Below are 24,319 nucleotides of genomic sequence, written 5' to 3'. Positions count from 1 at the left end.
TTGCGACATGCAGAAAACAAAGACCTAAAGCGTGGAAGCGAATCTGAAAGATCGCGACACGCATTGGGACGAAAAAAGTTCCATCTCAAGCATCCTGTGCGCGCCGTTTGAGGCGAACGACCTTGAAGAAGCCGTTCGGGAAAACCGGCAATATTTCAATGGAATCGAAACAACTCTCGCGTGCCCAGTTGGTGATTCTCCGGATCCGGAAGGCGGAGCTCCAGCCGATGCGCCGGGCGAGCGGCGCCACGGCTTCCTCGATCGCACCCTGCAGCCCGGCGCCGTCGCCGAGCTTGCTGGCCAGGATGATCTCGCCGCCCGACCGCAGAACACGGGCGCATTCATTGAGCGCCCGTTCCGGCTCRGGGATGAGCGTGATGACGAAGGGCAGGCAGACCGCATCGAAGGACCGGTCCTCGAAGGCCAGCGCGTGGGCATCCATCACCTGCAATTGCCGGACATGGAAAAGTTTCTGCCGGATGACTTTTTCCCGCGCCCTGGCAATCATATGCTCGGAAATGTCGATGCCCGTCACCCGGGAGCGGCGCGGATAATGAGAGAGCACCAGTCCGGTGCCGACGCCGATTTCCAGAATGTCAGTACCGGCRTCAGCGGCAAGCCTCGCCAGCGTGCGATGCCCGTCGCGCAGGAGACCGCGATAGACCCGGTCATAGACCGGTGCCCAGCGCTGATAGATTTTCTGCTGATCCTCAGGCCGATTTTGGACATGTTCCATGTGAGCGCCTCCTCCAGACCCTGCCTTCAAACTCATGAAGGCAGGCTCCGGTTCCGGGCTGCATGGCGGAGGGCTGTCAGGGGTGCTGCTTTTGCCTTCGGCGGAAAGTTCTCTTCCCGTCGAAGAAAGTCTCGATCACTCTGCCGGCGGCGTGCGCAGATTGGCTTCGATGGCGGAGAGTTCGTCATTGACGGAGCCGGCGATCATGCCGTTGCGCAGCGACTTGTTGGAAATATCGATCATCGGAGCGAAGGTGGCAGTCGGCATGCGGACCTCTTCCTTCGCAGGCTCTTCGACGGCCAGGGCGTCTGCGAGGCTTGGGCGATCGCCGCGCGCCACTTCGAGCTGGCCGCTGAGGATAGCGCGTTCGGCGCGGAGCTGGCGGATTTCCGACTTGGCGATTTCCAGGCTCGTCCGGAGCTGGCTGATTTCGTATCGGTCGGTATCCAGACGCGTATCGAGTTCATGCTTGAAGGCTTCGATCTCGCGGTCGCGCTTGTTGCGGTAGCTTTCGGCCTCGCGCAGCTTCATCACCAGATCGTTGCTATGGGCGGCCAGCTCGCGGCGGGCCGCTTCGCTTTCCGTGCCGTTGAGGCGCACGCGGTTGATCTCGTCGGTCATCCGTTCCAGGCGCGCCAGAGCTGTGGCAAGCTCGGACTTGCTGCGCTTCAGTTCGACGCGGGTGGACTGCAGCTCTTCGTCCGTCATCTTGTTGCGGCTGTTGGCGGTCGACAGCAGCTTTTCGACGAGTTCAGCCTTGGAGCCGATCGCCTCATGCCTGGTACGCAGATTGGCGATTTCGAGCGTCGAGGAGGTTTCCAGCGTTTCGAATTCGGCTTCGAGGCGGCGGTAGCGCTCCTCGGAAGCGGTTAGATCCTGCTTCAGATTGGCGACGGAGGACTGCAGGCCGCGAGTCAGCGCCTCATGCTCCGAAAGGTTGGTCTTGAGGTGGCTGCGCTCCTCGTTGAGGCGCGCGAGCTCGCGAAGCTGAATGCTGTTTTCGCGGCGCGAGCTTTCGACGAGCAACTGATGAGCCGTGGTTTCCAGCTCCAGCTTTTCGCGGGTCGTCGCCAATTCGCGGCTGCGGGCATCATGGTCCTGCTGCGTGCGGCGAAGCTGTGAGGAAACCTCGTCGAACTGCAGCGCCCTGTCGCGAATCTCGCGTTCGGCGTCGATCAGCCGGGCCTCGACGACGGTGAATTCTTCCCGCGTCAGCTCGTGCACGCCCTGCAGCTTCACCAGTTCTTCGCGGTAGGTGCCGGCCTCCACGCGAAGCTGGCTGCTGTCGAGCTTCAGCTCCTTGTTGTCGACCGTCAGGCGCTGGTTTTCCTGATCGGCCTTGCGCCGTGCATTGCTCTCGTAGTCCAGCAATGAGCCGAGACGCGAGCATTCGGCCCTCAGCGCGCCCGTTTCGTTGAGCGAGTGGGTGTGTGCGCCAAGCAGCGAGGAAACCCGCTCCTGCAGCGACGTCAGGCTGACCAGCAGCTCCTCGGAGGATTGCTTGTTCTCCTCGATCACCGTGCCGAAAGCCTGGAAATCATCGACTTCCGAAACGCTGTACTGCACTGGCGGCTTGTCCACGAGGGCCGTCTGTTCGGTGACGGACAACATCTGGCGATGGCTGGATATTCTCAAACCCGGCTTGACGGGTTCTTCATTACGACGAAAAAAGCTCATGACCATCACACGCCCCGAAGTTGATGTCAGAAGTCCCTGAAATGATTTATGCGATGCTAATTAAGTAAACCCTATCGAAGGTTGTGCTAACGCACTCCAATAGCCTTGGATTGCATCTAAGACGCGCTATTCGTCGCCTGTCAAAAGCGTCCGAAAGAAATTAACAGATTTTTATTGAAATCCCGCCGGCGGCCCCTAAGCGCGATGACGAGACGCGAGCGTGCCTCATTTTCCGGACGCGATTACGGGAATGTGAGCGCCGCCAGGAGAGGGATTTATTCCTCTGCATGCCAATTTCCTGTTTGCAGTCCTCCTGGTTTCAAATCCCGCAACGCGCGGCACTGCCTGTGATTTGCGCTTTTGAAGAGAGCCCATTGGAGAGAGGCAATTTTTCCTCGAAGTCGTTGTTTTTTGATAATTCGCCGGTTGCCACTCCGTGGTTCCCCTCCTATGTTCCGCCTCACCTGCCGATGACGCAATCTATTGCCAAGAGGAGATCTGATATGGCTTTCGAATTGCCTGAACTTCCCTATGACTACGAAGCCCTTGCTCCCTTCATGTCGAAGGAGACGCTGGAGTTCCACCACGACAAGCATCACAAGGCTTACGTCGACAACGGCAACAAGCTTGCAGCGGAAGCCGGCCTGGCCGATCTCTCCCTGGAAGACGTCGTCAAGAAGTCCTTCGGCACCAATGCCGGCCTCTTCAACAATGCTGCCCAGCACTACAACCACATCCATTTCTGGAAGTGGATGAAGAAGGGCGGCGGCGGCAACAAGCTGCCGGGCAAGCTCGAAGCTGCCTTCACTTCCGACCTCGGCGGCTATGACAAGTTCAAGGCCGATTTCGCCAATGCCGGCGCCACCCAGTTCGGCTCCGGCTGGGCCTGGGTTTCCGTCAAGAACGGCAAGCTCGAGATTTCCAAGACCCCGAACGGCGAAAACCCGCTCGTTCACGGCGCCACCCCGATCCTCGGCGTCGACGTTTGGGAGCACTCCTACTACATCGACTACCGCAACGCTCGTCCGAAGTACCTCGAAGCCTTCGTCGACAGCCTGATCAACTGGGACTACGTCCTGGAGCGCTACGAAGCGGCAACGAAGTAAGCTCTTCCGAGCATCCGGCTTTTCAGCACCCGGCGCCACAAGCGCCGGGTGCTTTCGTTTCTKCGGCAATCCGGTCCGCCCAGCAATTCCACCTTTGAAAACCGCTTGACTTATTCATACCCGTTTGGCTATAAATCAATCCATAGCCAAACGGGTATGAATTCACATGTCGAATGCCCATGATGCGCTTTTCAGGGCGCTTTCAGACCCGACCCGAAGGGCGATCTTCGAGCGCCTGTGCCGCGAAGGCGAGAAGACGGTCGGCGCGCTGACGGCGCGGGCCGGCGTCTCTCAGCCGGTTGTCTCCAAGCATCTGGCGGTGCTGAAGGGCGCCGGTCTGGTGCGCGATCGCCACGAAGGCCGCCAAACCCATTACAGCGTTGAGATCAAGGCGCTTGCCCCTCTGGCGGACTGGACGACAAAGATGGCCAGCTTCTGGGAAAAGCGGTTCGACGATCTCGAAGATTTGCTCAAAAGGATGGACCAATGAACGAAACCTCGACTGAAATCCGCTCCGTCATCGTCGAACGGGAGATTGCTTTCCCGCCGGAAAAGATCTGGCGTGCGCTCACCCAGCCGCATCTGATCCAGGAATGGCTGATGAAGAACGACTTCAAGCCCGTTCCGGACCACCGCTTCAAGCTCAGCGCGGAATGGGGCTCCGTCGATTGCCGGGTTCTGGAGATCGAGCCGAACAGGACGCTCTCCTACACCTGGGATGCCTACGGTCTCGAAAGCACCGTCACCTGGACGCTGACCCCCGCCGGATCGGGCACCCATCTGCGCATGGAACAGGCTGGCTTCCGTCCGGATCAGGAACAGGCCTATCAGGGCGCCAAGTTCGGCTGGCAGCGTTTCTTCGAAAACCTGGAGCAGGTTGTGGCGCGCGCCGACTGACGCAGGACGCCCGGCGTCTGATCGTTTGAGGAGGAAGAACAATGAACTGGAACAAGTCCATCCGTCAGCTTCATCGTTGGCTGTCGATCATCTTCACGGTGACTGTTATTGCCAACTTCGCCACCATGGCGGTGGGCACTCCGCCGGCCTTCGTGGTCTACTCGCCGCTACCACCGCTCTTCCTGCTATTGTTTAGCGGCCTCTATATGTTTGCATTGCCCTATCTTGCCGGTCGCCGGGAGCAGGGCTCGGCCGCAGGGTGAGGCATCGCACGGGCATTTTGTCAAAAAGCCGCGGCCGGCTGCGACGTCACATCGCTGTCACCCGCGGCCTCTACATCACGCCGCATGTCATCAGCCGATCTTCCCCTTTTCCGCTTCGGCGTCATCGCCGACCCGCAATATGCCGCCATCGAACCGCAGGTCGAAATGGGGCGCTATTACGCCAACAGCCTCGCCAAGGTCGCTGCTGCCATCGAGACCTTCAATGGCGAGGAACTGAGTTTCGTCATGACGCTCGGCGATATCATCGACCGCGATTTCAGAAGCTTCGACGATATCCTGCCGGTCTACGAAAAGCTGCGCCACGAAGCACATTTCCTGCTCGGCAATCATGATTTCGGTGTTGCTCCGGAATATCTGGAAAAGGTTGCGGAACGGGTCGGCATGCCGGCGGCCTACTACAGCTTCCAGCGCCACGATTTCCGCTTCATCGTACTCAATGGCAACGAAGTCAGCACTTTCGCACCGCCCGAAGGCCATGCCTTCCGTACGCTTGGCCGCGAGCGTCTGGCGGCGCTGCTGGCCGCAGGCGTCGACAACGCCCATGAGTGGAACGCGTCGCTGAGCGACGAGCAATTCACCTGGTTGGCAAATGAGATCGAGCAGGCGAAGGCCGCGGACGAGAAGGTGATCGTCATGAATCACTTCCCCGTCCATCCACCCTGCGAGCATGATATGTGGGACCGCGAGCGCATCGTCGAACTGCTGTCTTCGCAGGACAATGTCGTCGCCTATCTCAACGGCCATAACCACGTCGGCAATTACGGCAAGGTCGGCGGCTGCCACTTCGTCAATTTCAAGGGTGTGGTCGATACCGAGAGCGAAAACACTTTCGCGATCGTCGATGTATACTCGGACCGGATGGAGATCCGCGGTTTCGGCCGCGAGGACAGCCGCACTCTCTCGTATTAAGCCACTTCCGTCGCGACCGTCGCCGGCTGTGCCCGGTGCTCCAGCGCGTCCTTCTTCGGCGGCGTGCCGAACATGCGGGCATATTCGCGGCTGAACTGCGAGGCACTTTCATAGCCCACCTGATAGGCGGCATTGGCGGCATTGATGCCATCGGCCACCATCAGCCGCTTTGCCTCGAGAAGCCTGAGCTGCYTCTGATATTGAAGCGGGCTCATCGAGGTCAGCATCTTGAAATGCTGGTGAAAGGAGGAGGGGCTCATCTTCGCTGCCGCCGCCAGCTGCTCCACTCGCACCGGCGCCGTGAAATTGTCGCGCAACAGGTGAATGGCATCTGCCACGCGCCGCGTCTGGCTGCCGGGCAGCGCCAGCTTGCAGACCTCGCTGCCATTCTCGCCTGACAGCAGCCAGAAGCTGATCTCGCGCAGGATCGCCTGTCGCAGGATCGGGATAGATTTCGGTGTGTTCAGCATACGCATCAGCCGCAGGATGCAATCCTGCAATTCCGAGCCGAATTGCTGCACAAAAACACCGGGACCGCCTTCGCCCGAAGGCTTCGGCGGAGTTTCCATCGCCTCAAGAACGTCGCGCAGAATGGTGACATCGAGTTCCAGCGTCAGCGCGATCATCGGCCGTTCCACGCTTGCCTCGATCACCTGGCCGAAGGCCGGCATTTCTACGCTGATAACCAGCGCCTGCATGGTTGTATAGGTATAGAGCCGCGCTCCGAACATGATCTGCTTGGCGCCGTCGATGATGATGCAGAGCGCCGGCCGGTAGATCGCCGGCTTCGGCATGGTAAGCGTGGAAGCGCGCATCAGGTAGAAGCCGGGCAGGGCAGTTGTAAACAACCCGTCGCCGCCGCCATGGCTGTCCATGTACTGGTTAAGCACAGTCTTGATTTCATTGGACATCATCGTTCTCCGGGTGGCGGCCTTTGTCCGCCATCTTACTCCGTAGAGCGGAGGCGACAACCTATCTGGAGGAATAGGCAAGAAGTTCGAGGCTTTCGGCATTCAAGAAAAGGGGTGTCAGGACCTAGATTTCAGTCATCCGACCAAGGAGTAACCGAGATGACCGACCAGAATGCAAATTCCAAAATCGCAATCGTCACCGGCGGCAGCCGCGGCCTAGGCCGCAACACCGTCGTCAGCCTCGCCCGTGATGGCGTTGACGTGATCTTCACTTACAATTCCAACCGCGCCGAAGCCGATAAGGTCGTTGCGGAGGTTGAAGCGCTCGGCCGCAAGGCGGCCGCCCTGCAGCTCGACACCGGCAATGTCGCGGCCTTCGACGCTTTCGTGGACAATGTCCGCTCGGCGCTGAAGGGCTGGAGCCGCGAGCACTTCAACTTTCTCGTCAACAATGCCGGCACCAGTTACCACGCCTCGATCCTTGAAACGACCGAGGAGGAAATGGACAAGCTCTACAACATCCATTTCAAGGGTGTCTTCTTCCTGACGCAAAAGCTTCTGGCCGTCATTGCCGAMGGCGGCCGCATCGTCAATCTCTCCAGCGGCCTTGCCCGCGTTGCCCTGCCGGGCTCCTCGGCCTACGGCTCGCTCAAGGGCGCGGTCGAGGTCCTGACGCGCTATATGGCCAACGAACTCGGTGCGCGCGGCATCGCCGTCAATACGGTCGCACCAGGCGCTATCGAGACCGATTTCAGCGGCGGCATGGTGCGTGACAATCCGGAGATCAACCGCAGGGTCGCTTCGATGACGGCGCTTGGCCGCGCCGGCGTGCCCGATGATATCGGCCCGATGATCGCCTCGCTGCTGACGGAGGCCAACCGCTGGGTCAACGCCCAGCGCATCGAGGTCTCCGGCGGCATGGCGCTCTGAGTTCCTGCTGGGCGGAGGAGAGGGATTGGCGAGCTGAACTTAGGCGTTTGCCGCCAGTGGCTTCTCTGTCCAGCTCTCTGTCCAAAGCGTGCGTAGGCCGTCGCCTTCCCCCTTGAAGAAGACTTCGGTTTCGGCACAGGCCTCCACCCGGTCGCCGCGGAAATTGCGGATGGCCTGCCTGAGTTCGCACCAGGCAACGATATTGGCAGTCTGCGAATAGTAGATCAGCGCGATCGGGCGGATCATCCGCTCGGTCGCGCGTCCCATTTCGTCGCGATAGGAAAGGGTGAGCTTGCGTTCGTCGCGGATCGCCCGTCGCACGATGGCAAGGTCCACGCCTGCGGGCGCGGGGGCGATCGTGCCCCAGGCAAACAGCGCCTTGTTCTCCATCGCCTGTCGAAGGGGCGGCGGCACTGCGCCGGCAAGCTTCTGATTGACGCGCCGCGCTGCAAGCTTCAGTTCTTCGTCGCCGGTGCGCTCCAGCAGTGCCAGCGACAGCACGATCGCTTCCGTTTCCTCGATCGAAAACATCAGCGGCGGCAGATCGAAGCCTGGCCGCATGATGTAACCAATGCCGCGCCCGCCCTCGATCGGCACGCGCATCGACTGCAGCGCGGCGATATCGCGGTAGATCGAGCGCACCGTCACTTCCAGCCTTTCGGCCATAAGGGCGGCTGTCATCGGCTTCTTCGCCAGCCGCAATATCTGTATGATTTCGAAAAGCCTGGAGGCCTTGCGCATTTGACGCCCTTTCTCCAACGCTCCTGACAATACACTGTCAGTTGGTCTCTCGTATAGAGCCACCTATCGAATTGAAATTCAACGGGCTCTGCGAAAAACGCGCTCCAACGAGGGACGGACAACTGACATGAATTACCACGAAAGCCTCTGGCTCTATTTCACTCTTCTCTTCGGTATCATCATCGTGCCGGGCATGGATATGCTCTTCGTGCTCGCCAACTCATTGACGGGCGGCACCAAACGCGGGCTGGCCGCCACCAGCGGCATTATGCTCGGCGGGGCGGTGCATTCGGCCTATGGTGCGGCGGGAGTGGGTATCCTGGTCGCCATGCTGCCGCAGCTCTTCAACCTGCTGCTCTTTGCCGGCGTCGCCTACATGATCTGGATCGGCATTTCCCTGATGAAGAGCTCAATCAAGGTCGAGGCGGTCGGCCCCGGCACGGCTCGCTCCACCTGGAAGGCCTTCCGGCAAGGCGCGGTCACCTGTCTCGTCAATCCCAAGGCCTATATCTTCGTGCTTGCCGTCTATCCGCAGTTCATTAAGCCGGAATATGGGCCGATCTGGCTGCAGGGTCTGATCATGGGCATCATGACCGTGCTGACGCAGCTTGCCGTCTACGGCACGCTTGCCATGACCGCCGGCCGCAGCCGCGATCTCCTGGTTTCCAACCCGAACACGACTGCCGTCATCGGCCGTCTTGCCGGCCTGCTGCTGGTCGTCATCTCCGCAATCAGCCTCTGGCAGGGGTGGAAGACAGCCTGATCCTGCCTATTCTTATCACATTGTTTTTATGAGGATCCGGCTAAACGTGACTATGCGACCACATGGATTTTGTCATGATCCCGGTGCAGATTGCCCTCGACCGGCTTCGCCGGTGGAACAATGGAGAGAGAATCATGAATTGGAAAACAGTTGCGGCGGCTGTTGCGTTCGCCGGCATTGCCCTCGGTTCGGTCATCGCCGCCGACGGCACGCATGACGCACGCGTTGGAATGATGAAGCAGATCGGCGGCGCAGCAGGCGCGCTGTCCGCCATCGCCAAGGGCACAAAGCCCTATGATGCTGAAGCCGTAAAGACGGCACTGACGACGATCGCCGCAACGGCGAAGGCTTTCCCGGACCAGTTCAAGCCGGGCACCGAGACGGGCGACGAGGAAGCAAGCCCGAAGATCTGGGAAAACATGGATGACTTCAAGGCACGCGCCGCGAAGCTGTCTACTGACGCCGAAACCGTTCTCGCCCAGCTTCCAGCCGATGCCGCCGGCGTCGGCGCTGCGCTGAATACGCTCGGCGGCAATTGCGGTGGCTGTCATCAGCTCTATCGCATCAAGAAGGACTAGGCGATAGAGCGAACCTGCACGATCCCGTTATCCGCACCGGCCCTTGCCGTCGGTGCGGATCGCCTTATTCTCCTCCGGCACCGGGGCCGGGGAATGCCCTTGATATCGATAGTAAGGAGAGGCGGCGCATGGTCCGCAGGTTCATCCGCTTTGTGCTCTGTCTCATCGGCGTCGTCGTGATCGGCGGCGCGGTCTTCTATTTCGTGACGGCGCCCGATGCGCTGCCGGAAAGCCACTGGGCCAATCTCGGCGCGCCCGACGTTGCGAACGGCGAGAAGGTGTTCTGGGCTGGCGGCTGCGTCAGCTGTCATGCTGCGCCCGGTGCGAAAGACGATGCGAAGCTGATGCTGACCGGCGGTCTCGCCCTGACGAGCCCCTTCGGCACCTTCCATGTGCCCAACATTTCTCCGGATGAACAGGCTGGCATCGGCCGCTGGACGCTGGCCCAGTTCGGCAATGCCATGAAGCGCGGCGTCGGCCCCAATGGGCAGCATCTCTACCCATCCTTCCCCTACGGCTCCTATACGCGCATGAGCGACAAGGACGTCAACGATCTCTTCGCCTATCTGAAAACGCTGCCGAAGAGCAGCAACGTTGCCCCGCCGCACGAATTGCCGTTTCCCTTCAACATCCGGCTGGCGCTGGGCGGCTGGAAGCTACTCTATTTCAACGACCAGCCGCGCGTCGTGCTCGTCAACGCCGACGAAAAGCTTAAGCGCGGCCAGTATCTGGTCGAAGGCCTCGGCCATTGCGGCGAATGCCATACCCCGCGCGATTCCCTCGGTGGCTTCGTCCGCGACCAGTGGCTCGCCGGCGCGCCGAACCCGGAAGGCAAGGGCCGCATACCGAACATCACGCCCGGCTCCAAGAGCGTGGGCTCCTGGAGCGAAGCCGATATCACCAACTACCTGCAGACCGGCTTCACCCCCGATTTCGACTCTGCCGGCGGCCAGATGGTCGACGTGCAGCAGAACATCGCCCACCTGCCGCAGTCCGATATCGAAGCGATCTCAGCCTATTTGAAGGCAGTACCGAGCAAGTAGCGCCTGCCTGGGACAAGCGCAGCAGACTAGGTTGGGGCTATGAAGCATCCGTCTCTTGAGGAAACCGACGCCGCGATCGCCCGCATGCGGGAGCGGCTTGGCGCGCGCAACCCCGTTCTTGCGCTCTGGTTCGCTGATACACTCGCCGTCATGGAGGCGAAGATTGCCGGCCATCTCGATGATCCCGGCGATCTGGTGAAGGCGCGGGCCGCCGCCTTCCTCTTCGTCAAGGCCGCACTTCACCAGTGGGCCATACGGCCAGCACATGAGGCGGCGGTGAAGACCAGCCCGGAAAAAGAGATGCCGTCGCGACGACTCGGTATACGCTAGGCCTCAATCACTGGAACGGACGGGTGGTCTTGAAACGGCACGACTGGCAGATCGAAGCGCGTGAATATGCCCGTCAGGAAGACCGCCGCGGCCGGCGCTTCGCGTTCACGCATCTGGCGCCGGTAAGAACCGCGCTCGTCATCGTTGACATGATCCCCTTCTTCGTGACGCCGGGCAGCTATGCCGAAGGCATCGTTCCGAACATTCAGGCGCTTGTTGCTGCGGTGCGCGCCTGTGGCGGACTGGTTGTCTGGGTGGTGCCGGCGCCCAGGCAGGCTCATCCGGAGCTGGCGCGCGAATTCTTCGGGGAGGCGATCGCAGAGCTCTACCGCACGTCAGGCGGCGTAGGGCCGATCGAAAGCAGGCTTGCGCCGGATTTCGTCCCGGAACCGCGGGATCTATTGATCGAGAAAACTTCCTACAGCGCCTTTCATCCGGAAAGCGCGCCACTTGCAGCCATGCTGAAGGCTCGCGGTGTCGATACGGCTCTCATTACCGGCACGCTCAGCAATATCTGCTGTGAATCCTCGGCCCGCGATGCCTGCAGCAGCGGCTTTCGCGTCGTCATGCTGGCCGATGCAAATGCCGCTCGCCGCGATATAGATCATAACATGGCGCTCTATTCGGTCTATCGCAGCTTCGGCGACGTGCGCACGACAGCCGAGGTTATCGGCCTGCTAGGCGAGGCTCAGGCCGCCTTCGGCTGATGTTCGGCGCCGAGGATCTGCACATAGGTATCGAGTTCTTCACTGCCGAAGCCGAGCGCCCTGTATATCTCCGCCGTAAACGTGATCGGCGCCGAACCGGACGCAGTCACGATCATGCCTGATCGCACCGCCTGCGGACCGTCACGATAATGCGCCTGGCCGCGATAGCCATCGGCGCCGGCAATGAAATCGGGCGCGTTGCTGGTATGGGCAATGTCATCGAGCGCACCGGCGCGCGCCAGCGCCAGCGTGCCGCCGCAGATCGCGGCAGTGACCTTGCCTCGCGCGATGAAGTCGTTGATGACGGGCGAAAGGTCGGGTGCCCTCTCTGTTTCCCAGATTGTCCCGCCGCAGATGACCAGTGCATCGAAGGCGTCGCCATGCAGGTTCTCGGCCACTGTATCAGGAGCCACCCGCATGCCGCCCATGGAGCGCACTCCCGCTCCGCCGGGGCTTGCGGTCACGACATCAAAGCCGAAATGCGTGCGGGCGGAGGCAGCAAGCTGCCCCACTTCCCAGTCCGCGAAGCCTTCGGTCAGTACCACCGCCAGTCGGGTCATGCTCTCCTCCCTTGCAAGACGCCCAAGCGGCTGGAGCCACTCACGACAGGGACTGCATATAGCGCATGCCGGTGACCGGACGAGGGGTGAAGTCCATCTGTTCGTAGAAGCGGTGAGCCTTCAGGTTGCCGGTTGCGGCGCTGACGGAGAGGTAATCGCAGCCTGCAATGCGTGCAGTTTCGCGGGCGCGGTCGACGAGAAGCTGGCCGGTGCCATGGCCGCGATGACCGTCGCGCACGAAAAGGTGATGCAGGTCCATGCCGCGCTTGCCTTCCTGCGCCCTGTAGAGCGGAACGAGAATGGCATAGCCGATCAGGCCTTCGCTGCCATCGGCGACAATAGCCGAAATCCACGGCGTCGGCCCGAAGAGATCGCGCTCGAGCTGCTCCGGTGTCGAGGCCGAAATGTCGCCGTGATGGGTGGCAAGAAGACCGATCATCTCGTGGAGTTCGAGAATGTCACGCGGTTTTGCGGCGCGGATCGTCACGACCGGCGGGCGCATCAGCGAAATTTCGCTGTCTTCGATTTCAAGCATGATCTTCGCGTCCTTTTCGAAGTTTATGCCGTCAGGACGCTGCCGATACAACAAAGCCGCCTGACGGCGGCTTGTTGACATTATGATCTGTCTCGGCCGCCCTTTACAGGTACAGCCAAAAATACGAGCGGTTATGGTGCGCGTTCTCGATCATGCAGAGATCAATCCTCCGAAACCGCTCGTTTGTCAATGGCGGCTCCGGCAAGATCAGGCCGCATCTGCAGGAGCCGCACAAGCTCCATCGGCGCAGCCGTCGATCTTATCAGCAGGCATTGTTGCCGGAAGGGGAGCGGCCAGCGCCATGCCGATGCGTGCGCCGACCGCAATATCGTCCTCGACGCCAAAGGCATGATGCAGGATCGCCCCGTCACGGCCGATCAGTACGGAGGAGGGCGTTCCCCTGAAACCATAGTGGCGCATTGTCATTGGTATGTCGGACTGCCTGTCGGCCTGATCGACACCGATGGGCGAGGTCAGTCGATATTCATGGATGAAAGCCTTGAGCACAGTCGGCGTCATCGCTTCGTGATGCTCGAAGACCGTGTGCAGGCCGATGACCTGGAGATCCGTGTTGGCGAAGATGCGCTCGATACGGCGCACTTGCGGCAGGCTTTCGGCCACGCAGCCGGGGCAGAGCAGCTGGAAGCTGTGCAGGTAAATCACCTTGCCACGCAATCCGGCGATGGAGAGCGGTTGAGGCGTGTTGAACCATTCGCTGACGGAAAGTTCCGGTGCGAGTGTCAGATCGGACATGTCGAAATCCTTGGTCGTTGGGCAGACGCTTCTTCGCCCGTTGCATCCGGGGCGCAATGGGATAATCCTGCCTGTTGTTTTCTCTTCTCTATTTGCCTGGAGAGAGGAAAGAGCCGGTCCGGCGATGGCAGTCGACGGACCGGCGACCCGCTCACTTTGCAGGCATGACCTTGCCCGGCAGGCTGAGATTGCCGGATGCGACCTTGAAGACATTGTCGACGCAGAGCAGCGGCGCATGCAGGTTGCCGTTGATCTTCAGCCCTGCCGTCACGCCATCATAGGAAGCGCCGACCAGGCCGCCGAGCAGCGACAGCGGAATGGTGACATCGACGCGATCGCCCTTGAGCGCGGTCGGATAGTCGGGGCTGTCGATCAGCAGCGGAACGCCCGGCCAGGTGGCGGGAAGCTTCGGCTTGGCGCCATCGGGAATATCGGTCACCTTCAACCCGCCGGCGCAGGCCTTGTCCTCGTTGAGCACGACCCAATGTGGATGCCAGACATCGCGGTTCTTGCCCTTATAGGCGGCATCGTCGAAATCGGGATGGAAGGTAACGGCAAGTGCGACGATGCCCTGGTCCTTGTCGAAGCCGATATCGTCACTGTTGAGCGAGGTCGGCCAGACATAGGCATAGATGCCGGAGCCTTCGAATTTACCTGTGACCGCGGGCTTCTCAGCGCCGGCCTCGCCGCGCACGCGGGTTGAGAAGACCGCCTTGTCGCCCTTGGTGACGATCTCAGTTTCGATGATATCGAACGAGGCTTTCACAACGACAGACGGTTCTGCCGTGACGGGATGCGCCATGGCTGAGCCCAGCCAAAGGGATAGCGCTCCGGCGATGGCCGCGCCGGTGACAAATTGTCTCAACATTTTGAATTTCCTTCTCTTTCTAAGTTGCCTGGAGAGTGCGCCYATCCTTTTTCGAAGGCATCCCAGGTGGCAGCCCGGGTTGCCGGATCGGCGGTTTCATGGTCGCGGCAATCGATGCGCAGTTCATTGCTGCCGAAGGCCGCGTTCACGAAATCACAATGGTGCGGCTTGGCAGCACCAGAATGCTGATAAGGGCGGAAATAGCGACAGCTCGCACACATCCGCTGGATCGGTATTGCGTCTGCCTCCTGCAGATGCCGGATCATCTTGACGAGCGACAGCAGCAGGCCTTCCTGCTCGCCGGGAGAAAGCGACCGGGCCGCCTCCATCGCCGCTGTCTCTATCGGCGAAACCGAGCCAAGCGCCGCCAGCCCCTCGGGCGTGATGCGGATTGCCGTTGAGCGCTTGTCATCGGCGACACTTGCCTTGATGACAAAGCCCTTGCGCTCGAGCGCCCCAATCGAATCCGTCGCCGTCGGCTGCGAGACGCCGAGATGTGCCGCAATCTCTTTCACCCGCGCACCGTTTCGCCCGGCAAGGAAATCGAGGATCGCAAGCTGCGTCGGCTTCAGCCCGGCCTTTTCGGCCTTCGACCATTCATCACTGCGCATCACGATCGCGATCCGCGAAAGGCCTTCGCTGATGCGGTTGTCGATCGGAGTGGGATCTTTAGGCGTTTCCATGCTCTTAATATATAGGAGTCCTATGTAATTTCAAGAGCGACTGCGCTGCTTCGCCGCTTTCGTTTTTTGGAAAGGCAATATAGGGTACCCCCCTATACTAAATTCGAGATCGCTATGTCCCACACCACCCATCAGAAGAAGAAGCTCATCGCCCGCGTCAGCCGCCTCCGCGGGCAGCTCGAGGCGGTCGAGCGCGCGCTGGAGGCCGAGCGCCCCTGCGGTGAGATCCTCCAGCTTTTGGCCTCCGTGCGCGGTGCGCTGACGGGTCTGACGGGCGAGGTGCTGGACGAGCATCTGCACGAACATGTGCTGCATGCCGCCGACGAAAAGGCGAGGGCGGAAGCGGTCGAGGAAATATCGGAAGTATTGAGAACCTATATCCGCTGAGCCGGATCGATAAGGAGATGGCGATGATATCAGGAACGAATAGCCATGGACATGATCATGTCTTCCTGGGGCAGGACCATGCCCGGAACGAACGTCGCATCTGGTTGGTGATCGCGCTGACGGCAGTCATGATGGTGGTCGAAATCGCCGCTGGTACGGTCTACGGCTCAATGGCTCTGGTGGCCGACGGCTGGCACATGTCCACCCATGCGAGCGCGCTGCTGATTTCCGCGCTCRCCTATCTCTTCGCCCGCAAGCAGGCCCGCAACCCGCGCTTCACATTCGGCACCGGCAAGCTCGGCGATCTCGCCGGCTTCGCGAGTGCCATCATTCTGGCGATGATTGCCCTGCTGATGGGCTGGGAAAGTTTCCTGCGCATCACGTCGCCGGTGCCGATCAGCTTCAGCCAGGCGATTGCCGTTGCCGTCATCGGCCTTGCCGTCAACCTCGTCAGCGCCTGGATGTTGAGCGGTAGCGGCGGTCACCATCATGGACACGGGCATGATCACCATCACGATCATCACCACGGCCACGATCATGGCCACCATGGTCATGCGGATAACAATATTCGCTCCGCCTATATGCACGTCATCGCCGATGCGCTGACCTCGGTGCTCGCCATTGCTGCGCTCACTTTCGGCAGTCTCTATGGCTGGCTCTGGCTCGATCCGCTGATGGGCATCGTCGGCGCTCTCATCATTGCGCAATGGTCCTGGGGGCTGATGAAATCGTCGGGCGCCGTGCTGCTCGACGTGCTCTCCGAAGGGGAAACGCTGCCGGATGAGATCCGGGGTGCTATCGAGGGCGATGGCGACCGCATCACCGATCTCCATGTCTGGCAGGTCGGCCCCGGCCATCATGCGGCAATCGTCGCCGTGCTCACGCCGCAGCCGCGCGACACGGCCTTCTACAAGGAGAGACTATCGAGCCTGGACGAGTTGTCGCATGTGACGGTGGAGGTCACGCGCGCCGCCTGATCCTGGCCTTAAAGCCGAGATGCCGCCGCAATCAGCCCTTACGCCTGTGTTCCTGATTCCCCGGAGGTCTCTATGAATCACAGCTTCACCCGCCGCAGCTTCATGGGTTCCGCCTTGCTGTTGCCTGCGCTGGGCTTTGTGCCTCGCGTGTACGCTGCGCAGCAGGATGACGATATCGACAAGCGGCTTGCAGCACTTGAAACGCGCATCGGCGGGCGCCTTGGGGTCTCTGTTCTCGACAGCGACACGAATGTCTCCTTCGGCTATCGCGGCAGCGAGCCCTTCGCCATGTGCAGCACCTTCAAGGTTCTGGCCGCCGGCCTCGTTCTCGCCCGTGTCGACAAGGGTGATGAAAAGCTCGACCGGCGCGTCACCTACGGCAAGGACAAGCTCGTCACCTATTCGCCCGAGACCGAAAAGCACGCCGGCGGCGAGGGCATGACGATGGCCGAGATCTGCAAGGCCGGCATTACGCTGAGCGACAACACGGCCGGCAATCTCATGCTGGAAAGTTTTGGCGGCCCGGCTGGATTGACCGACTGGCTGCGTTCCGTCGGCGACGGTACGACAAGGCTCGACCGCATGGAAACCGCGCTGAACGAGGCGACGAAAGGCGATCCGCGCGACACCACGACGCCCGATGCCATGCTCGATACGCTCGGCAACATCGCCCTTGGCTCGGTCCTGGCGGAAGATTCAGCCAATCAGCTTGTCGACTGGATGGTGGCCAATACGACCGGCGGCGCGCGCCTGCGTGCAGGCCTGCCCTCCGGCTGGAAGATCGGCGACAAGACCGGCACGGGCGACAACGGTTCGGCCGGCGATATCGCCATCATCTGGCCGCCGAATCGCGGCCCCATCGTTGCCGCAGTCTATATGGCGGAAATGACCGTGAAGATGGACGAGTTCAATCCCGTCTTCGCCGAAATCGGCAAGATGATTACGGAGATTGTGTAGAGGGTTCCCGCCTGGTTTCTGCGAGCTCATCCGCCACGTTCCGGCGTGCCGGAGCATGTCGGGCATGGATAATTGAAAAGCCGCGAGGCAGCATCGCTACTCCGCGGCTTTTCGGATGAGACCTGAGATCAGGCGGCCGAATTTTCGTCCGTGGACTGTGTGGGCGCGGATTGCGCAGTCGTTTGATCCTTGCTGCCGTCTCCGTCGTCTTCGATGCCGGCAAGCTCACGCTTGATCTGCTCGGSGATTTCCTTTTCGATCGCCTCGCGCTGGTCGGCGGGCATGGATTTGAGGTCGTCTTCGGTCAGACCGTGTGCTTCCAGGTATCGGGCACGGATGAATTCGGCCGGGTCCATATTGCTCCATTCAGAGAATTGGTCGACCAGGCTGTCGTGCGCCGCCTTGGCGGCGGCCTCTGCGTCGGAAGGCGGGTTGATGTAGGTCTCGTTGCCGGCCTGCACTGCCCACATCGTATTGGCGATGGACGGCGGGGTCGTGCTCGGCTGCAGGCCGGCGCCGGACTGGTTGCGCGCGCTGCCACCGAATTCGTCGGTCTGCTTGTTCTTGGATTTGCCCTGCTCGAAAAGCGAGCCGAGGCCTGAATAAATTGAAAGGCTGCTACCGATTTCCATGAAAAAATCCCCCTGAAAAATCAGTAGCAGTATGCTGGGGCAATCCTGCCCCGAGCTTGTGTATCGCTCAGCTGGCACTACGGCAGCGTGTAGGCGATGACGTAGTCGCCCGGTTTGGTGCCGACCGAACCGTGCCCGCCGGCGACCATGACGACATATTGCTTGTTGTCGCCAGTCGCATAGGTCATCGGCGTCGCCTGTCCGCCGGCCGGAAGCCGGGCCTCCCACAGCTGACGTCCGTTCGTCACGTCGTAGGCGCGCAGGTAATTATCGACGGCAGCACCGAGAAAGGCGACGCCGCCCTTGGTCATGACAGGCCCGCCGATGCCGGGCACGCCTATCTTGAAGGGCAGGGGCAGGGGCGTCATGTCATGCACCGTGCCGTTCTTGTGCATATAGGCGATGCGCCCGGTGCGCAGGTCGACGCCAGCGACATAGCCCCATGGCGGCGCCTGGCAGGGGATCTGCAGCGGCCCGAGGAACGGACCCATGAACACGCCATAGGGCGCGCCGTCATTGCGGTTGAGACCCTGTTCGCTTCCCTTCTCATCCTGCCCGCGCGGTGGAATATCGGCGGCCGGCACCAGGCGCGAAGTGAAGGCAAGATAGGTCGGCATGCCGAACATCACCTGCCGCTCCGGATCGACTGCGACCGAGCCCCAGTTGAACGTGCCGAAATTGCCGGGATAGACGATCGTTCCCTCCAGCGATGGCGGCGTATAGCGGCCCTCGTACTTGTAGCGATGGAAATCGATGCGGCAGGCAAGCTGGTCGAACAGCGAGACACCCCACATGTCCTTCTCCTGCAGCGGTTCCGGMGAGAAAGTGAGGTCCGAGATTGGCTGCGTCGGCGCCGTACGATCTTCGGGGATCGCCCCATCAGGCGCGGGGATTTCCTTGAAGGGAATGATCGGCTGCCCGGTGCGACGGTCCAGCACGTAGATATCGCCCTGCTTTGTGGAAGCCACCAGCGCCGGAACCGCCGTTCCGTCCTGCTTTGTCAGGTCGAGCAGCACCGGCTGCGCGGGCACGTCCATATCCCAGAGATCGTGATGGACGAACTGCTGCACCCAGCGAAGCTGCCCGGTATTGATATCCAGCGCCACAACGGATGAGGAGAATTTCTCGACATTCTCGCTGCGGTTCATGCCGAGCTGGTCCGGCACCTGATTGCCGAGCGGGATATAGACCATGCCGAGCTGGTCGTCGACGCTGAAGACAGACCAGCTATTCGGCGAATTCGTCGTGTAATGCTGCCCCTCCGGCAACGGCGTCGTCTGGTCCGGATTGCCGGAATCCCAGTTCCAGATCAGCGCGCCGCTGTTGATGTCATAGGCGCGGATGACGCCGGACTGTTCCTGTGTGGAATAATTGTCGTTGACCGCCCCGCCGATGATGATCTTGCCCGCAACGGCAACCGGCGGTGAGGTCGAGTAGTAATAGCCTGCCGGATTGTACTGCATGCCCGTCTGCAKATGCAGCACGCCCTGTTCCGCAAAGCCGGTGCAGACCTGCCCGTTGCTTGCATCGAGCGCAATCAACCGCGCGTCCGAGGTCGGCAGGTAGACGCGCTCCTTGCAGGGCTGGCCGGCCGGTGTCGCCTCATCGCTGTAATAGGTGACGCCGCGGCAGGTCTGGTGCTGACGGTCCGGATTCATGCCGGAATTGGCGTCATATTTCCATTTCTGCTGCCCGTTCCTGGCATCGAGCGCGATCGCCCAATTGTGCGGCGTGCAGAGATAGAGCGTATCGCCTACCTTCAGCGGCGTCACCTGATAGGTTGTTTCGCCGACATCGTCAGGCCGCTTCACGTCGCCGGTCTGGTAGCGCCAGGCCTCTTTCAGCGTGGAAACATTCTGAACGGTGATCTGGTCGAGCGGTGAATAACGCTGGCCGAACGGTGTGCGCCCGTACTGATGCCATTCGCCACCGGGCACATTGCCGCCGAAGGCCGGCGTGGCGGCAACTGTCTGCGTCGGCAGGTCACCCGCAAGATCGTGCGGATCGGTCGTCATCGAATAGACGGCGACAATGATGGCGGCGATGACCGGAATGGCGAGCGGCCAGGGATTGGCGCCGTAATGGGTGCCGGTCGGGCTGCGGAAGCCGAGTGGCCGTCGKATCCAGGGCGTCAGCAGCCAGATCCCGAAGAGGATAATGAGGCCACCGCGCGGGCCTAGCTGCCACCAGTCGAACCCCACCTCCCAGATCGCCCAGACGAGTGCCACGACCACGAGCACCGCATAGACCCAGAGCGCCACCGCCTTGCGCATGAGGAGCAGGCCTGCCGTCAACAGGAACATCAGCCCCGCGAAGAGATAGAAGATGCTGCCGCCGAGCGTGACGAGCCAGAGCCCGCCGGTGCCCAGCGCCAGTCCGAAAATGATGAAGAGGATGGAGGTAATGACGATTGCCATAAGGCAGTCTCCCGCTGGTTAGCCGGATCGGAGAATGGCGAAAAATATACGCCGATCAGACAGATAGAGCGGGAGGGTTACCTTTCAACCGCCACAATTGGCCGCGGTTGCGGTCGTCGTCTCAGGCTTTTGCAAGCTCGCGGTCGATCGCCGAGACAAGGCGATTGTCGTCAGCCGTCACATCAGGGGCGAATCGGGCAACGACCTTGCCGTTGCGGCTGATGAGGAATTTTTCGAAATTCCAGAGCACTTCGCTGTCGTCAGCCGCGAGACCGGCGCCCTTCAGCCGCTCGCGCATCGGCCCTTCGCCGGTCGTTTCCATGCCGGAACCTGTCAGGTTCTTGTAGAGCGGGTGCTTTTCCGGCCCCTTGACCGAGATCTTGGAGAACATCGGGAAGTCGACGCCGAAGGTGCTGGTGCAGAAATCGAGGATTTCCGCATCCGTGCCCGGCTCCTGTCCCTTGAAATCGTTGGCCGGAAAGCCGGCAATGACGAAGCCTTTCTCGCGCTTGTCGGCATAGAGCTTTTCAAGCCCTTCATACTGCACCGTCAAGCCGCATTTGGAGGCGACGTTGACGATGAGCAGCACCTGGCCGCGATATTCGTTGAGCGTCGTTTCACGCCCCTGAACGGTCTTGACGGGGATGTCGAGAAGGTCGGTCATCACTATCTCCGGTTAATATGGGTCGGTTGATATGGAATTGGCTGAAATCAGGTTCCGCAGAAGGTCTGCAACACCCGCTCTTCGGGCTTCGGCGGGTCCATATAGGCCGCGAATGCCGGCTGCTCGTCATAGGGATGAGAAAGCACGGATAGAAGTGCTTCGAACAGCGAGAAATCGCCATCCTCTACGGCCGCCTCGATCGCCTGCTCGATACGGTGATTGCGCGGAATGAAGGCCGGGTTGACCAGCTTCATGGCTGCGGCTCGCTCGGTGGGCGCCTGTGGATCGCGCAAAAGCCTGTCGCGCCAGCGCCCCAGCCATTCGGCGGCGGCAGTCGGTTCGCGGAAGGTCGATGCGAAGGCGGCCTCGGCCGTTTCGTCGCCCGCAAGCGCCGAAAGCCGCCGGAAGGTCAGCGTGAAATCCGCGCCCTCGGCCTGCATCAGCGCCAGCAGCGCCTGAATGAGCTCGAGATCGCCGTCCTCTGCGGAGATCAGGCCGATCTTGCCGCGCATGCCCTGCAGCCAGTAGGCGTGGAAGCGCTCACCATAGGCCTTGATGATGGCATTGGCATGCTCGATCGCCTTGTCTTTGTCGGCATCAACAAGCGGCAGCAGCGCTTCGCCGAGCCGCGCCAGGTTCCATTGCCCGATGCCCGGCTGATTGGCATAGGCGTAACGGCCATGCTGGTCGATCGACGAAAAGACCTTCATCGGATCATAGATATCGATGAAGGCACATGGGCCGAAATCGATCGTCTCGCCCGAGATCGTCATATTGTCGGTGTTCATCACCCCATGGATGAAACCGACCTGCAGCCACCGCGCGATCAGCGCTGCCTGCCGGTCGCAGACGGCCTCATAGAGCGCCAGATAGGGGTTCTCCGTCGCCTTCAGCTCGGGATAGTGCCGTTCGATCACATGGTCGGCGAGCGTCTTGATGCCTTCATCGTCGCCACCAGCGGCAAGATACTGGAAGGTGCCGACGCGGATATGGCTTGCGGCGACGCGCGTGAAGACCGCGCCCGGCAAGATGTCCTCGCGCCGCACGCCTTCGCCTGAAAGCACGGCGGCTAGCGCCCTTGTGGCGGGAATGCCGAGCGCAAACATTGCCTCGCTGACGATATATTCGCGCAGCACCGGGCCGAGCGCGGCCCGCCCGTCGCCCCGGCGCGAAAAGGGCGTCTGCCCTGCGCCCTTGAGCTGGATATCACGGCGCTGCCCGTTGCGGTCGATCACCTCGCCGAGCAGGATTGCTCGCCCGTCGCCGAGCAGCGGCACGAAATGCCCGAACTGGTGGCCGGCATAGGCCATCGCCAGAGGCTCGGCGCCTTCAGGCACGAGATTACCGGAAAAGATCGCCGCACCGTCACGCTTCAGGGCTTCGACATCGAGTCCCAATTCTTCGGCCAGCGGTTCGTTGAGCTTGATCAGCCAGGGTTCCGAAACCTGCGTCGGCGCTTGCGCCGCAAAGAAACGCTGCGGCAACCGCGCGTAGCTGTTGTTGAACGAAAAGGCCGTGTCCGGCCGGTTTTTCTGCAGGGCGGAGGTCATGGCTAATAGGTAGGGCTGCAGGTGCTGTCACGCAAGCCGATTTTGACACCGGACCATTCCTTCACGAAGGGCAAAAAAGTGCAAGGAATGGTGATCTGCGTTTACCTCTCGGCAAAGCAGCTTTGCCATAAAAGACATAGCGCCGCCATGATTGCAGGCGTATAGCAAATCATCTCCCCTTGGCATCTTTGCCATGTCATCCCCCGCGGCCCTGTCGCCCCGTGTGCTCCGCTGCGCCACTGTGAGTGATCCCTGACGATGTCGGATCAGATTTATCATGCGCCGTTGGCTCGGCGTGCAGCACCCAATTTCCGGGTGATCGCGATGATTGTCGCGAGTGCCATGCTCATGGAAAACGTCGATGCAACCGTGCTGGCGACCGCGCTGCCGACGATGGCACGCGATTTCGGTGTCGACGCCCCGGCCATGTCGATCGCTTTGACCTCCTATCTGCTCAGCCTCGCGATCTTCATTCCCGCCAGCGGCCGCATGGCAGACAGTTTCGGTTCGCGCACCGTCTTCCGCTCGGCGATCGCCGTTTTCGTGATCGGCTMCATCCTCTGTGCCTTCGCGCCGACCTTGCCATTCCTGGTTCTCGCCCGCCTGCTGCAGGGCATCGGCGGCGCCATGATGATGCCCGTCGGCCGCCTCGTCCTGATGCGCAGCGTCGACCGCAAGGATATGGTCAGCGCCATGTCCTGGCTTTTGGTGCCGGCGCTGATCGGCCCGATCGTCGGCCCGCCGCTCGGCGGCTTCATCGTCACCTATCTCGACTGGCGCTGGATCTTCTACATCAATGTGCCGATCGGCATCATCGGCATGATTTTCGTCTCGATCTATATCGACGAGGTGAAGGGAAAGGCCGCCGGCCCCTTCGATACGATCGGCTTCATCCTCTCGGGCATCTCGCTCGGTTCGCTTCTCTTCGGCTTCGAACTGTCGAGCCATGAAGGACAGGCTTCGTTCGCGATCTTCCTGATCGCCATCGGCATGCTTTTCGGCATCGCCTATCTGCGCCATGCCCGCAATCACCCTTCGCCGATCATGGATTTCTCCTTGATGAAGGTGCCGAGCTTCGGCACCTCGGTCATCGCCGGCTCGCTGACGCGCATCACGCAGGGCGCGCAGCCTTTCCTGCTGCCGCTCCTCTTTCAGATCGGCTTCGGTCTTTCGGCCGCTGCTGCGGGCCAGATCGTCATTTCCACCGCGCTCGGGGCGCTTTTCATGAAGCCCCTCGCGCGCGCCGTCTTCCGCCGCGTCGGCTTCCGCAGGAGCCTTGTTATCAACGGCATTCTCGGCACGATCGGTTATGGTCTCTGCGCCGCCTTCCGGCCGGATTGGCCGATGCCGCTGATCTTCATCGCCCTGGTGCTCAGCGCCTTCTTCATGTCGTTCCAGTTCACGGCCTATAATACCATCGCCTATGACGAGATCGGCCAGGATCGGATGAGCTCGGCCACGAGCTTCTACACCACCTTCCAGCAGCTCATGCTGTCGCTCGGCATCTGCATCGGCGCGCTGGCGCTGCATGGGTCCATGGCTTTCAACGGTGTCAAAACGCCCGAGCTTGGTGATTTCTCGATCGCTTTCATCGTGGTTGCGATCATTTCGATCACCGCCACCATCTGGAACCTGCGCTTTTCGCCGACCGCCGGCGAAGAAATCAGCGGCTACAGGGGCAAGCAGACGAAAGGCGCCGCAGCCAAAAGCTGAGGCGCCTTCCT

28 protein-coding genes are annotated in these 24,319 nt (G+C 61.1%); 15 read left to right on the top strand and 13 right to left on the bottom strand.

Translation table 11 applies throughout. The features are described 5' to 3' along the window. Window positions 1-85: 85 nt before the first annotated feature. Both AC1DNW_RS24420 and AC1DNW_RS24415 read right to left on the bottom strand, forming a co-directional pair. Window positions 86-736: a class I SAM-dependent methyltransferase gene (locus AC1DNW_RS24420; protein WP_113311713.1), complete on the bottom strand. Its 651-nt coding sequence runs from the start codon at window positions 734-736 to the stop codon at window positions 86-88. Between the two features lie 135 nt (window positions 737-871). After that, window positions 872-2,413, bottom strand: coding sequence for a hypothetical protein (locus AC1DNW_RS24415; RefSeq protein ID WP_477854609.1), 1,542 nt, complete (start codon window positions 2,411-2,413; stop codon window positions 872-874). A 503-nt stretch (window positions 2,414-2,916) separates the two neighbouring features. On the opposite strand from AC1DNW_RS24415, the gene AC1DNW_RS24410 reads away from it, so the two are divergent. The 5 genes from AC1DNW_RS24410 (at window position 2,917) to AC1DNW_RS24390 (ending at window position 5,609) form a co-directional block, all read left to right on the top strand. Then, window positions 2,917-3,519, top strand: coding sequence for a superoxide dismutase (locus AC1DNW_RS24410; RefSeq protein WP_113300274.1), 603 nt, complete (start codon window positions 2,917-2,919; stop codon window positions 3,517-3,519). Between the two features lie 166 nt (window positions 3,520-3,685). Beyond that, window positions 3,686-4,009, top strand: a complete 324-nt coding sequence (locus tag AC1DNW_RS24405; RefSeq protein ID WP_113311715.1) for a metalloregulator ArsR/SmtB family transcription factor — start codon at window positions 3,686-3,688, stop codon at window positions 4,007-4,009. Next, window positions 4,006-4,416 (top strand): SRPBCC family protein, encoded by a 411-nt coding sequence (locus tag AC1DNW_RS24400; RefSeq protein ID WP_113311716.1) that lies wholly within the window; start codon window positions 4,006-4,008, stop codon window positions 4,414-4,416. Before AC1DNW_RS24405 ends, AC1DNW_RS24400 begins: the two co-directional genes overlap by 4 nt. 41 nt (window positions 4,417-4,457) lie before the next feature. Then, window positions 4,458-4,679 (top strand): hypothetical protein, encoded by a 222-nt coding sequence (locus AC1DNW_RS24395; protein WP_113300277.1) that lies wholly within the window; start codon window positions 4,458-4,460, stop codon window positions 4,677-4,679. Between the two features lie 84 nt (window positions 4,680-4,763). Next, window positions 4,764-5,609 carry a metallophosphoesterase gene (locus tag AC1DNW_RS24390; protein WP_113311717.1) on the top strand — a complete coding sequence of 282 codons (846 nt, stop codon included), beginning with the start codon at window positions 4,764-4,766 and terminating at the stop codon, window positions 5,607-5,609. Here AC1DNW_RS24390 and AC1DNW_RS24385 read toward each other — a convergent pair. Continuing rightward, on the bottom strand, window positions 5,606-6,520 hold the full coding sequence (locus AC1DNW_RS24385) for an AraC family transcriptional regulator (protein ID WP_477854625.1): 915 nt from the start codon (window positions 6,518-6,520) through the stop codon (window positions 5,606-5,608). The two genes, AC1DNW_RS24390 and AC1DNW_RS24385, sit on opposite strands and share 4 nt — an antisense overlap. A gap of 159 nt (window positions 6,521-6,679) precedes the next feature. On the opposite strand from AC1DNW_RS24385, the gene AC1DNW_RS24380 reads away from it, so the two are divergent. Then, window positions 6,680-7,450 (top strand): SDR family NAD(P)-dependent oxidoreductase, encoded by a 771-nt coding sequence (locus tag AC1DNW_RS24380; protein ID WP_477854608.1) that lies wholly within the window; start codon window positions 6,680-6,682, stop codon window positions 7,448-7,450. Window positions 7,451-7,489: 39 nt separating this feature from the next. Here the strand turns inward: AC1DNW_RS24380 and AC1DNW_RS24375 are convergent, their stop codons facing one another. Beyond that, entirely contained in the window at window positions 7,490-8,191 is a 702-nt protein-coding gene (locus AC1DNW_RS24375; RefSeq protein WP_113311720.1) for a helix-turn-helix transcriptional regulator, read from the bottom strand. 127 nt (window positions 8,192-8,318) lie between these two features. Here AC1DNW_RS24375 and AC1DNW_RS24370 point away from each other — a divergent pair, with 127 nt between their 5' ends. The 5 genes from AC1DNW_RS24370 (at window position 8,319) to AC1DNW_RS24350 (ending at window position 11,612) form a co-directional block, all read left to right on the top strand. Continuing rightward, a complete protein-coding gene (locus AC1DNW_RS24370) occupies window positions 8,319-8,954 on the top strand; it encodes a LysE family translocator (RefSeq protein WP_113311721.1) in 636 nt (211 codons plus the stop codon). A 134-nt stretch (window positions 8,955-9,088) separates the two neighbouring features. After that, a complete protein-coding gene (locus AC1DNW_RS24365; RefSeq protein WP_113311751.1) occupies window positions 9,089-9,532 on the top strand; it encodes a cytochrome c in 444 nt (147 codons plus the stop codon). Window positions 9,533-9,660: 128 nt separating this feature from the next. Continuing rightward, entirely contained in the window at window positions 9,661-10,575 is a 915-nt protein-coding gene (locus AC1DNW_RS24360; protein ID WP_113311722.1) for a c-type cytochrome, read from the top strand. A 39-nt stretch (window positions 10,576-10,614) separates the two neighbouring features. Further along, a complete protein-coding gene (locus AC1DNW_RS24355; protein ID WP_113311723.1) occupies window positions 10,615-10,905 on the top strand; it encodes a hypothetical protein in 291 nt (96 codons plus the stop codon). 29 nt (window positions 10,906-10,934) lie between these two features. Further along, window positions 10,935-11,612 (top strand): cysteine hydrolase family protein, encoded by a 678-nt coding sequence (locus AC1DNW_RS24350; RefSeq protein WP_113311752.1) that lies wholly within the window; start codon window positions 10,935-10,937, stop codon window positions 11,610-11,612. Here AC1DNW_RS24350 and AC1DNW_RS24345 read toward each other — a convergent pair. The 5 genes from AC1DNW_RS24345 to AC1DNW_RS24325 form a co-directional block, all read right to left on the bottom strand. Continuing rightward, entirely contained in the window at window positions 11,594-12,172 is a 579-nt protein-coding gene (locus tag AC1DNW_RS24345) for a type 1 glutamine amidotransferase family protein (RefSeq protein ID WP_113300286.1), read from the bottom strand. The two genes, AC1DNW_RS24350 and AC1DNW_RS24345, sit on opposite strands and share 19 nt — an antisense overlap. Before the next feature lie 40 nt (window positions 12,173-12,212). Continuing rightward, window positions 12,213-12,707, bottom strand: coding sequence for a GNAT family N-acetyltransferase (locus tag AC1DNW_RS24340; RefSeq protein WP_113300320.1), 495 nt, complete (start codon window positions 12,705-12,707; stop codon window positions 12,213-12,215). Between the two features lie 207 nt (window positions 12,708-12,914). Next, window positions 12,915-13,460, bottom strand: coding sequence for a redoxin family protein (locus tag AC1DNW_RS24335; RefSeq protein WP_113311724.1), 546 nt, complete (start codon window positions 13,458-13,460; stop codon window positions 12,915-12,917). Window positions 13,461-13,611: 151 nt separating this feature from the next. Next, on the bottom strand, window positions 13,612-14,328 hold the full coding sequence (locus AC1DNW_RS24330) for a hypothetical protein (RefSeq protein ID WP_113311725.1): 717 nt from the start codon (window positions 14,326-14,328) through the stop codon (window positions 13,612-13,614). Next, window positions 14,322-15,011 (bottom strand): MarR family winged helix-turn-helix transcriptional regulator, encoded by a 690-nt coding sequence (locus AC1DNW_RS24325; RefSeq protein WP_477854607.1) that lies wholly within the window; start codon window positions 15,009-15,011, stop codon window positions 14,322-14,324. Before AC1DNW_RS24325 ends, AC1DNW_RS24330 begins: the two co-directional genes overlap by 7 nt. 114 nt (window positions 15,012-15,125) lie before the next feature. On the opposite strand from AC1DNW_RS24325, the gene dmeR reads away from it, so the two are divergent. The 3 genes from dmeR to bla all read left to right on the top strand — a co-directional run bounded on the left by dmeR (window position 15,126) and on the right by bla (window position 17,332). Then, window positions 15,126-15,398 carry a Ni(II)/Co(II)-sensing transcriptional repressor DmeR gene (gene dmeR, locus AC1DNW_RS24320; protein ID WP_113311727.1) on the top strand — a complete coding sequence of 91 codons (273 nt, stop codon included), beginning with the start codon at window positions 15,126-15,128 and terminating at the stop codon, window positions 15,396-15,398. A gap of 23 nt (window positions 15,399-15,421) precedes the next feature. Continuing rightward, window positions 15,422-16,375, top strand: coding sequence for a CDF family Co(II)/Ni(II) efflux transporter DmeF (dmeF, locus tag AC1DNW_RS24315; protein ID WP_477854606.1), 954 nt, complete (start codon window positions 15,422-15,424; stop codon window positions 16,373-16,375). Between the two features lie 72 nt (window positions 16,376-16,447). Beyond that, window positions 16,448-17,332, top strand: a complete 885-nt coding sequence (gene bla / locus AC1DNW_RS24310) for a class A beta-lactamase (protein ID WP_113311729.1) — start codon at window positions 16,448-16,450, stop codon at window positions 17,330-17,332. Between the two features lie 128 nt (window positions 17,333-17,460). On the opposite strand, the gene AC1DNW_RS24305 is transcribed toward bla, so the two are convergent. The 4 genes from AC1DNW_RS24305 to AC1DNW_RS24290 form a co-directional block, all read right to left on the bottom strand. Continuing rightward, the gene (locus AC1DNW_RS24305) at window positions 17,461-17,964 is read right to left on the bottom strand and encodes a hypothetical protein (protein WP_477854605.1); all 504 of its coding nucleotides are present in this window, start codon (window positions 17,962-17,964) and stop codon (window positions 17,461-17,463) included. 77 nt (window positions 17,965-18,041) lie between these two features. Then, the gene (locus AC1DNW_RS24300; RefSeq protein WP_477854604.1) at window positions 18,042-20,381 is read right to left on the bottom strand and encodes a glucose/quinate/shikimate family membrane-bound PQQ-dependent dehydrogenase; all 2,340 of its coding nucleotides are present in this window, start codon (window positions 20,379-20,381) and stop codon (window positions 18,042-18,044) included. Window positions 20,382-20,502: 121 nt separating this feature from the next. Beyond that, the gene (locus AC1DNW_RS24295) at window positions 20,503-21,045 is read right to left on the bottom strand and encodes a glutathione peroxidase (RefSeq protein ID WP_162748632.1); all 543 of its coding nucleotides are present in this window, start codon (window positions 21,043-21,045) and stop codon (window positions 20,503-20,505) included. 47 nt (window positions 21,046-21,092) lie between these two features. Continuing rightward, complete coding sequence (locus AC1DNW_RS24290; protein WP_113311733.1) at window positions 21,093-22,595, bottom strand: protein adenylyltransferase SelO; 1,503 nt, start codon at window positions 22,593-22,595, stop codon at window positions 21,093-21,095. A 258-nt stretch (window positions 22,596-22,853) separates the two neighbouring features. On the opposite strand from AC1DNW_RS24290, the gene AC1DNW_RS24285 reads away from it, so the two are divergent. Then, window positions 22,854-24,308, top strand: a complete 1,455-nt coding sequence (locus AC1DNW_RS24285; protein ID WP_477854603.1) for a DHA2 family efflux MFS transporter permease subunit — start codon at window positions 22,854-22,856, stop codon at window positions 24,306-24,308. The last annotated feature ends 11 nt before the right edge of the window (window positions 24,309-24,319 follow it).

It is taken from the genome of Rhizobium sp. 05L429, assembly GCF_056397645.1.
The sequence above is the reverse complement of the archived record's forward strand: the minus strand, read 5'-3'. Positions and strand labels throughout refer to the sequence as shown.

What these genes read in the sequence shown, in the direction of transcription:
- AC1DNW_RS24415 (WP_477854609.1), bottom strand. Translation starts at nt 2,413, where the DNA reads ATGAGCTTTTTTCGTCGTAATGAAGAACCCGTCAAGCCGGGTTTGAGA.
- AC1DNW_RS24410 (WP_113300274.1), top strand. Translation starts at nt 2,917, where the DNA reads ATGGCTTTCGAATTGCCTGAACTTCCCTATGACTACGAAGCCCTTGCT.
- AC1DNW_RS24405 (WP_113311715.1), top strand. Translation starts at nt 3,686, where the DNA reads ATGTCGAATGCCCATGATGCGCTTTTCAGGGCGCTTTCAGACCCGACC.
- AC1DNW_RS24400 (WP_113311716.1), top strand. Translation starts at nt 4,006, where the DNA reads ATGAACGAAACCTCGACTGAAATCCGCTCCGTCATCGTCGAACGGGAG.
- AC1DNW_RS24395 (WP_113300277.1), top strand. Translation starts at nt 4,458, where the DNA reads ATGAACTGGAACAAGTCCATCCGTCAGCTTCATCGTTGGCTGTCGATC.
- AC1DNW_RS24390 (WP_113311717.1), top strand. Translation starts at nt 4,764, where the DNA reads ATGTCATCAGCCGATCTTCCCCTTTTCCGCTTCGGCGTCATCGCCGAC.
- AC1DNW_RS24375 (WP_113311720.1), bottom strand. Translation starts at nt 8,191, where the DNA reads ATGCGCAAGGCCTCCAGGCTTTTCGAAATCATACAGATATTGCGGCTG.
- AC1DNW_RS24370 (WP_113311721.1), top strand. Translation starts at nt 8,319, where the DNA reads ATGAATTACCACGAAAGCCTCTGGCTCTATTTCACTCTTCTCTTCGGT.
- AC1DNW_RS24365 (WP_113311751.1), top strand. Translation starts at nt 9,089, where the DNA reads ATGAATTGGAAAACAGTTGCGGCGGCTGTTGCGTTCGCCGGCATTGCC.
- AC1DNW_RS24360 (WP_113311722.1), top strand. Translation starts at nt 9,661, where the DNA reads ATGGTCCGCAGGTTCATCCGCTTTGTGCTCTGTCTCATCGGCGTCGTC.
- AC1DNW_RS24355 (WP_113311723.1), top strand. Translation starts at nt 10,615, where the DNA reads ATGAAGCATCCGTCTCTTGAGGAAACCGACGCCGCGATCGCCCGCATG.
- AC1DNW_RS24345 (WP_113300286.1), bottom strand. Translation starts at nt 12,172, where the DNA reads ATGACCCGACTGGCGGTGGTACTGACCGAAGGCTTCGCGGACTGGGAA.
- AC1DNW_RS24340 (WP_113300320.1), bottom strand. Translation starts at nt 12,707, where the DNA reads ATGCTTGAAATCGAAGACAGCGAAATTTCGCTGATGCGCCCGCCGGTC.
- AC1DNW_RS24335 (WP_113311724.1), bottom strand. Translation starts at nt 13,460, where the DNA reads ATGTCCGATCTGACACTCGCACCGGAACTTTCCGTCAGCGAATGGTTC.
- AC1DNW_RS24330 (WP_113311725.1), bottom strand. Translation starts at nt 14,328, where the DNA reads ATGTTGAGACAATTTGTCACCGGCGCGGCCATCGCCGGAGCGCTATCC.
- dmeR (WP_113311727.1), top strand. Translation starts at nt 15,126, where the DNA reads ATGTCCCACACCACCCATCAGAAGAAGAAGCTCATCGCCCGCGTCAGC.
- bla (WP_113311729.1), top strand. Translation starts at nt 16,448, where the DNA reads ATGAATCACAGCTTCACCCGCCGCAGCTTCATGGGTTCCGCCTTGCTG.
- AC1DNW_RS24295 (WP_162748632.1), bottom strand. Translation starts at nt 21,045, where the DNA reads ATGACCGACCTTCTCGACATCCCCGTCAAGACCGTTCAGGGGCGTGAA.
- AC1DNW_RS24290 (WP_113311733.1), bottom strand. Translation starts at nt 22,595, where the DNA reads ATGACCTCCGCCCTGCAGAAAAACCGGCCGGACACGGCCTTTTCGTTC.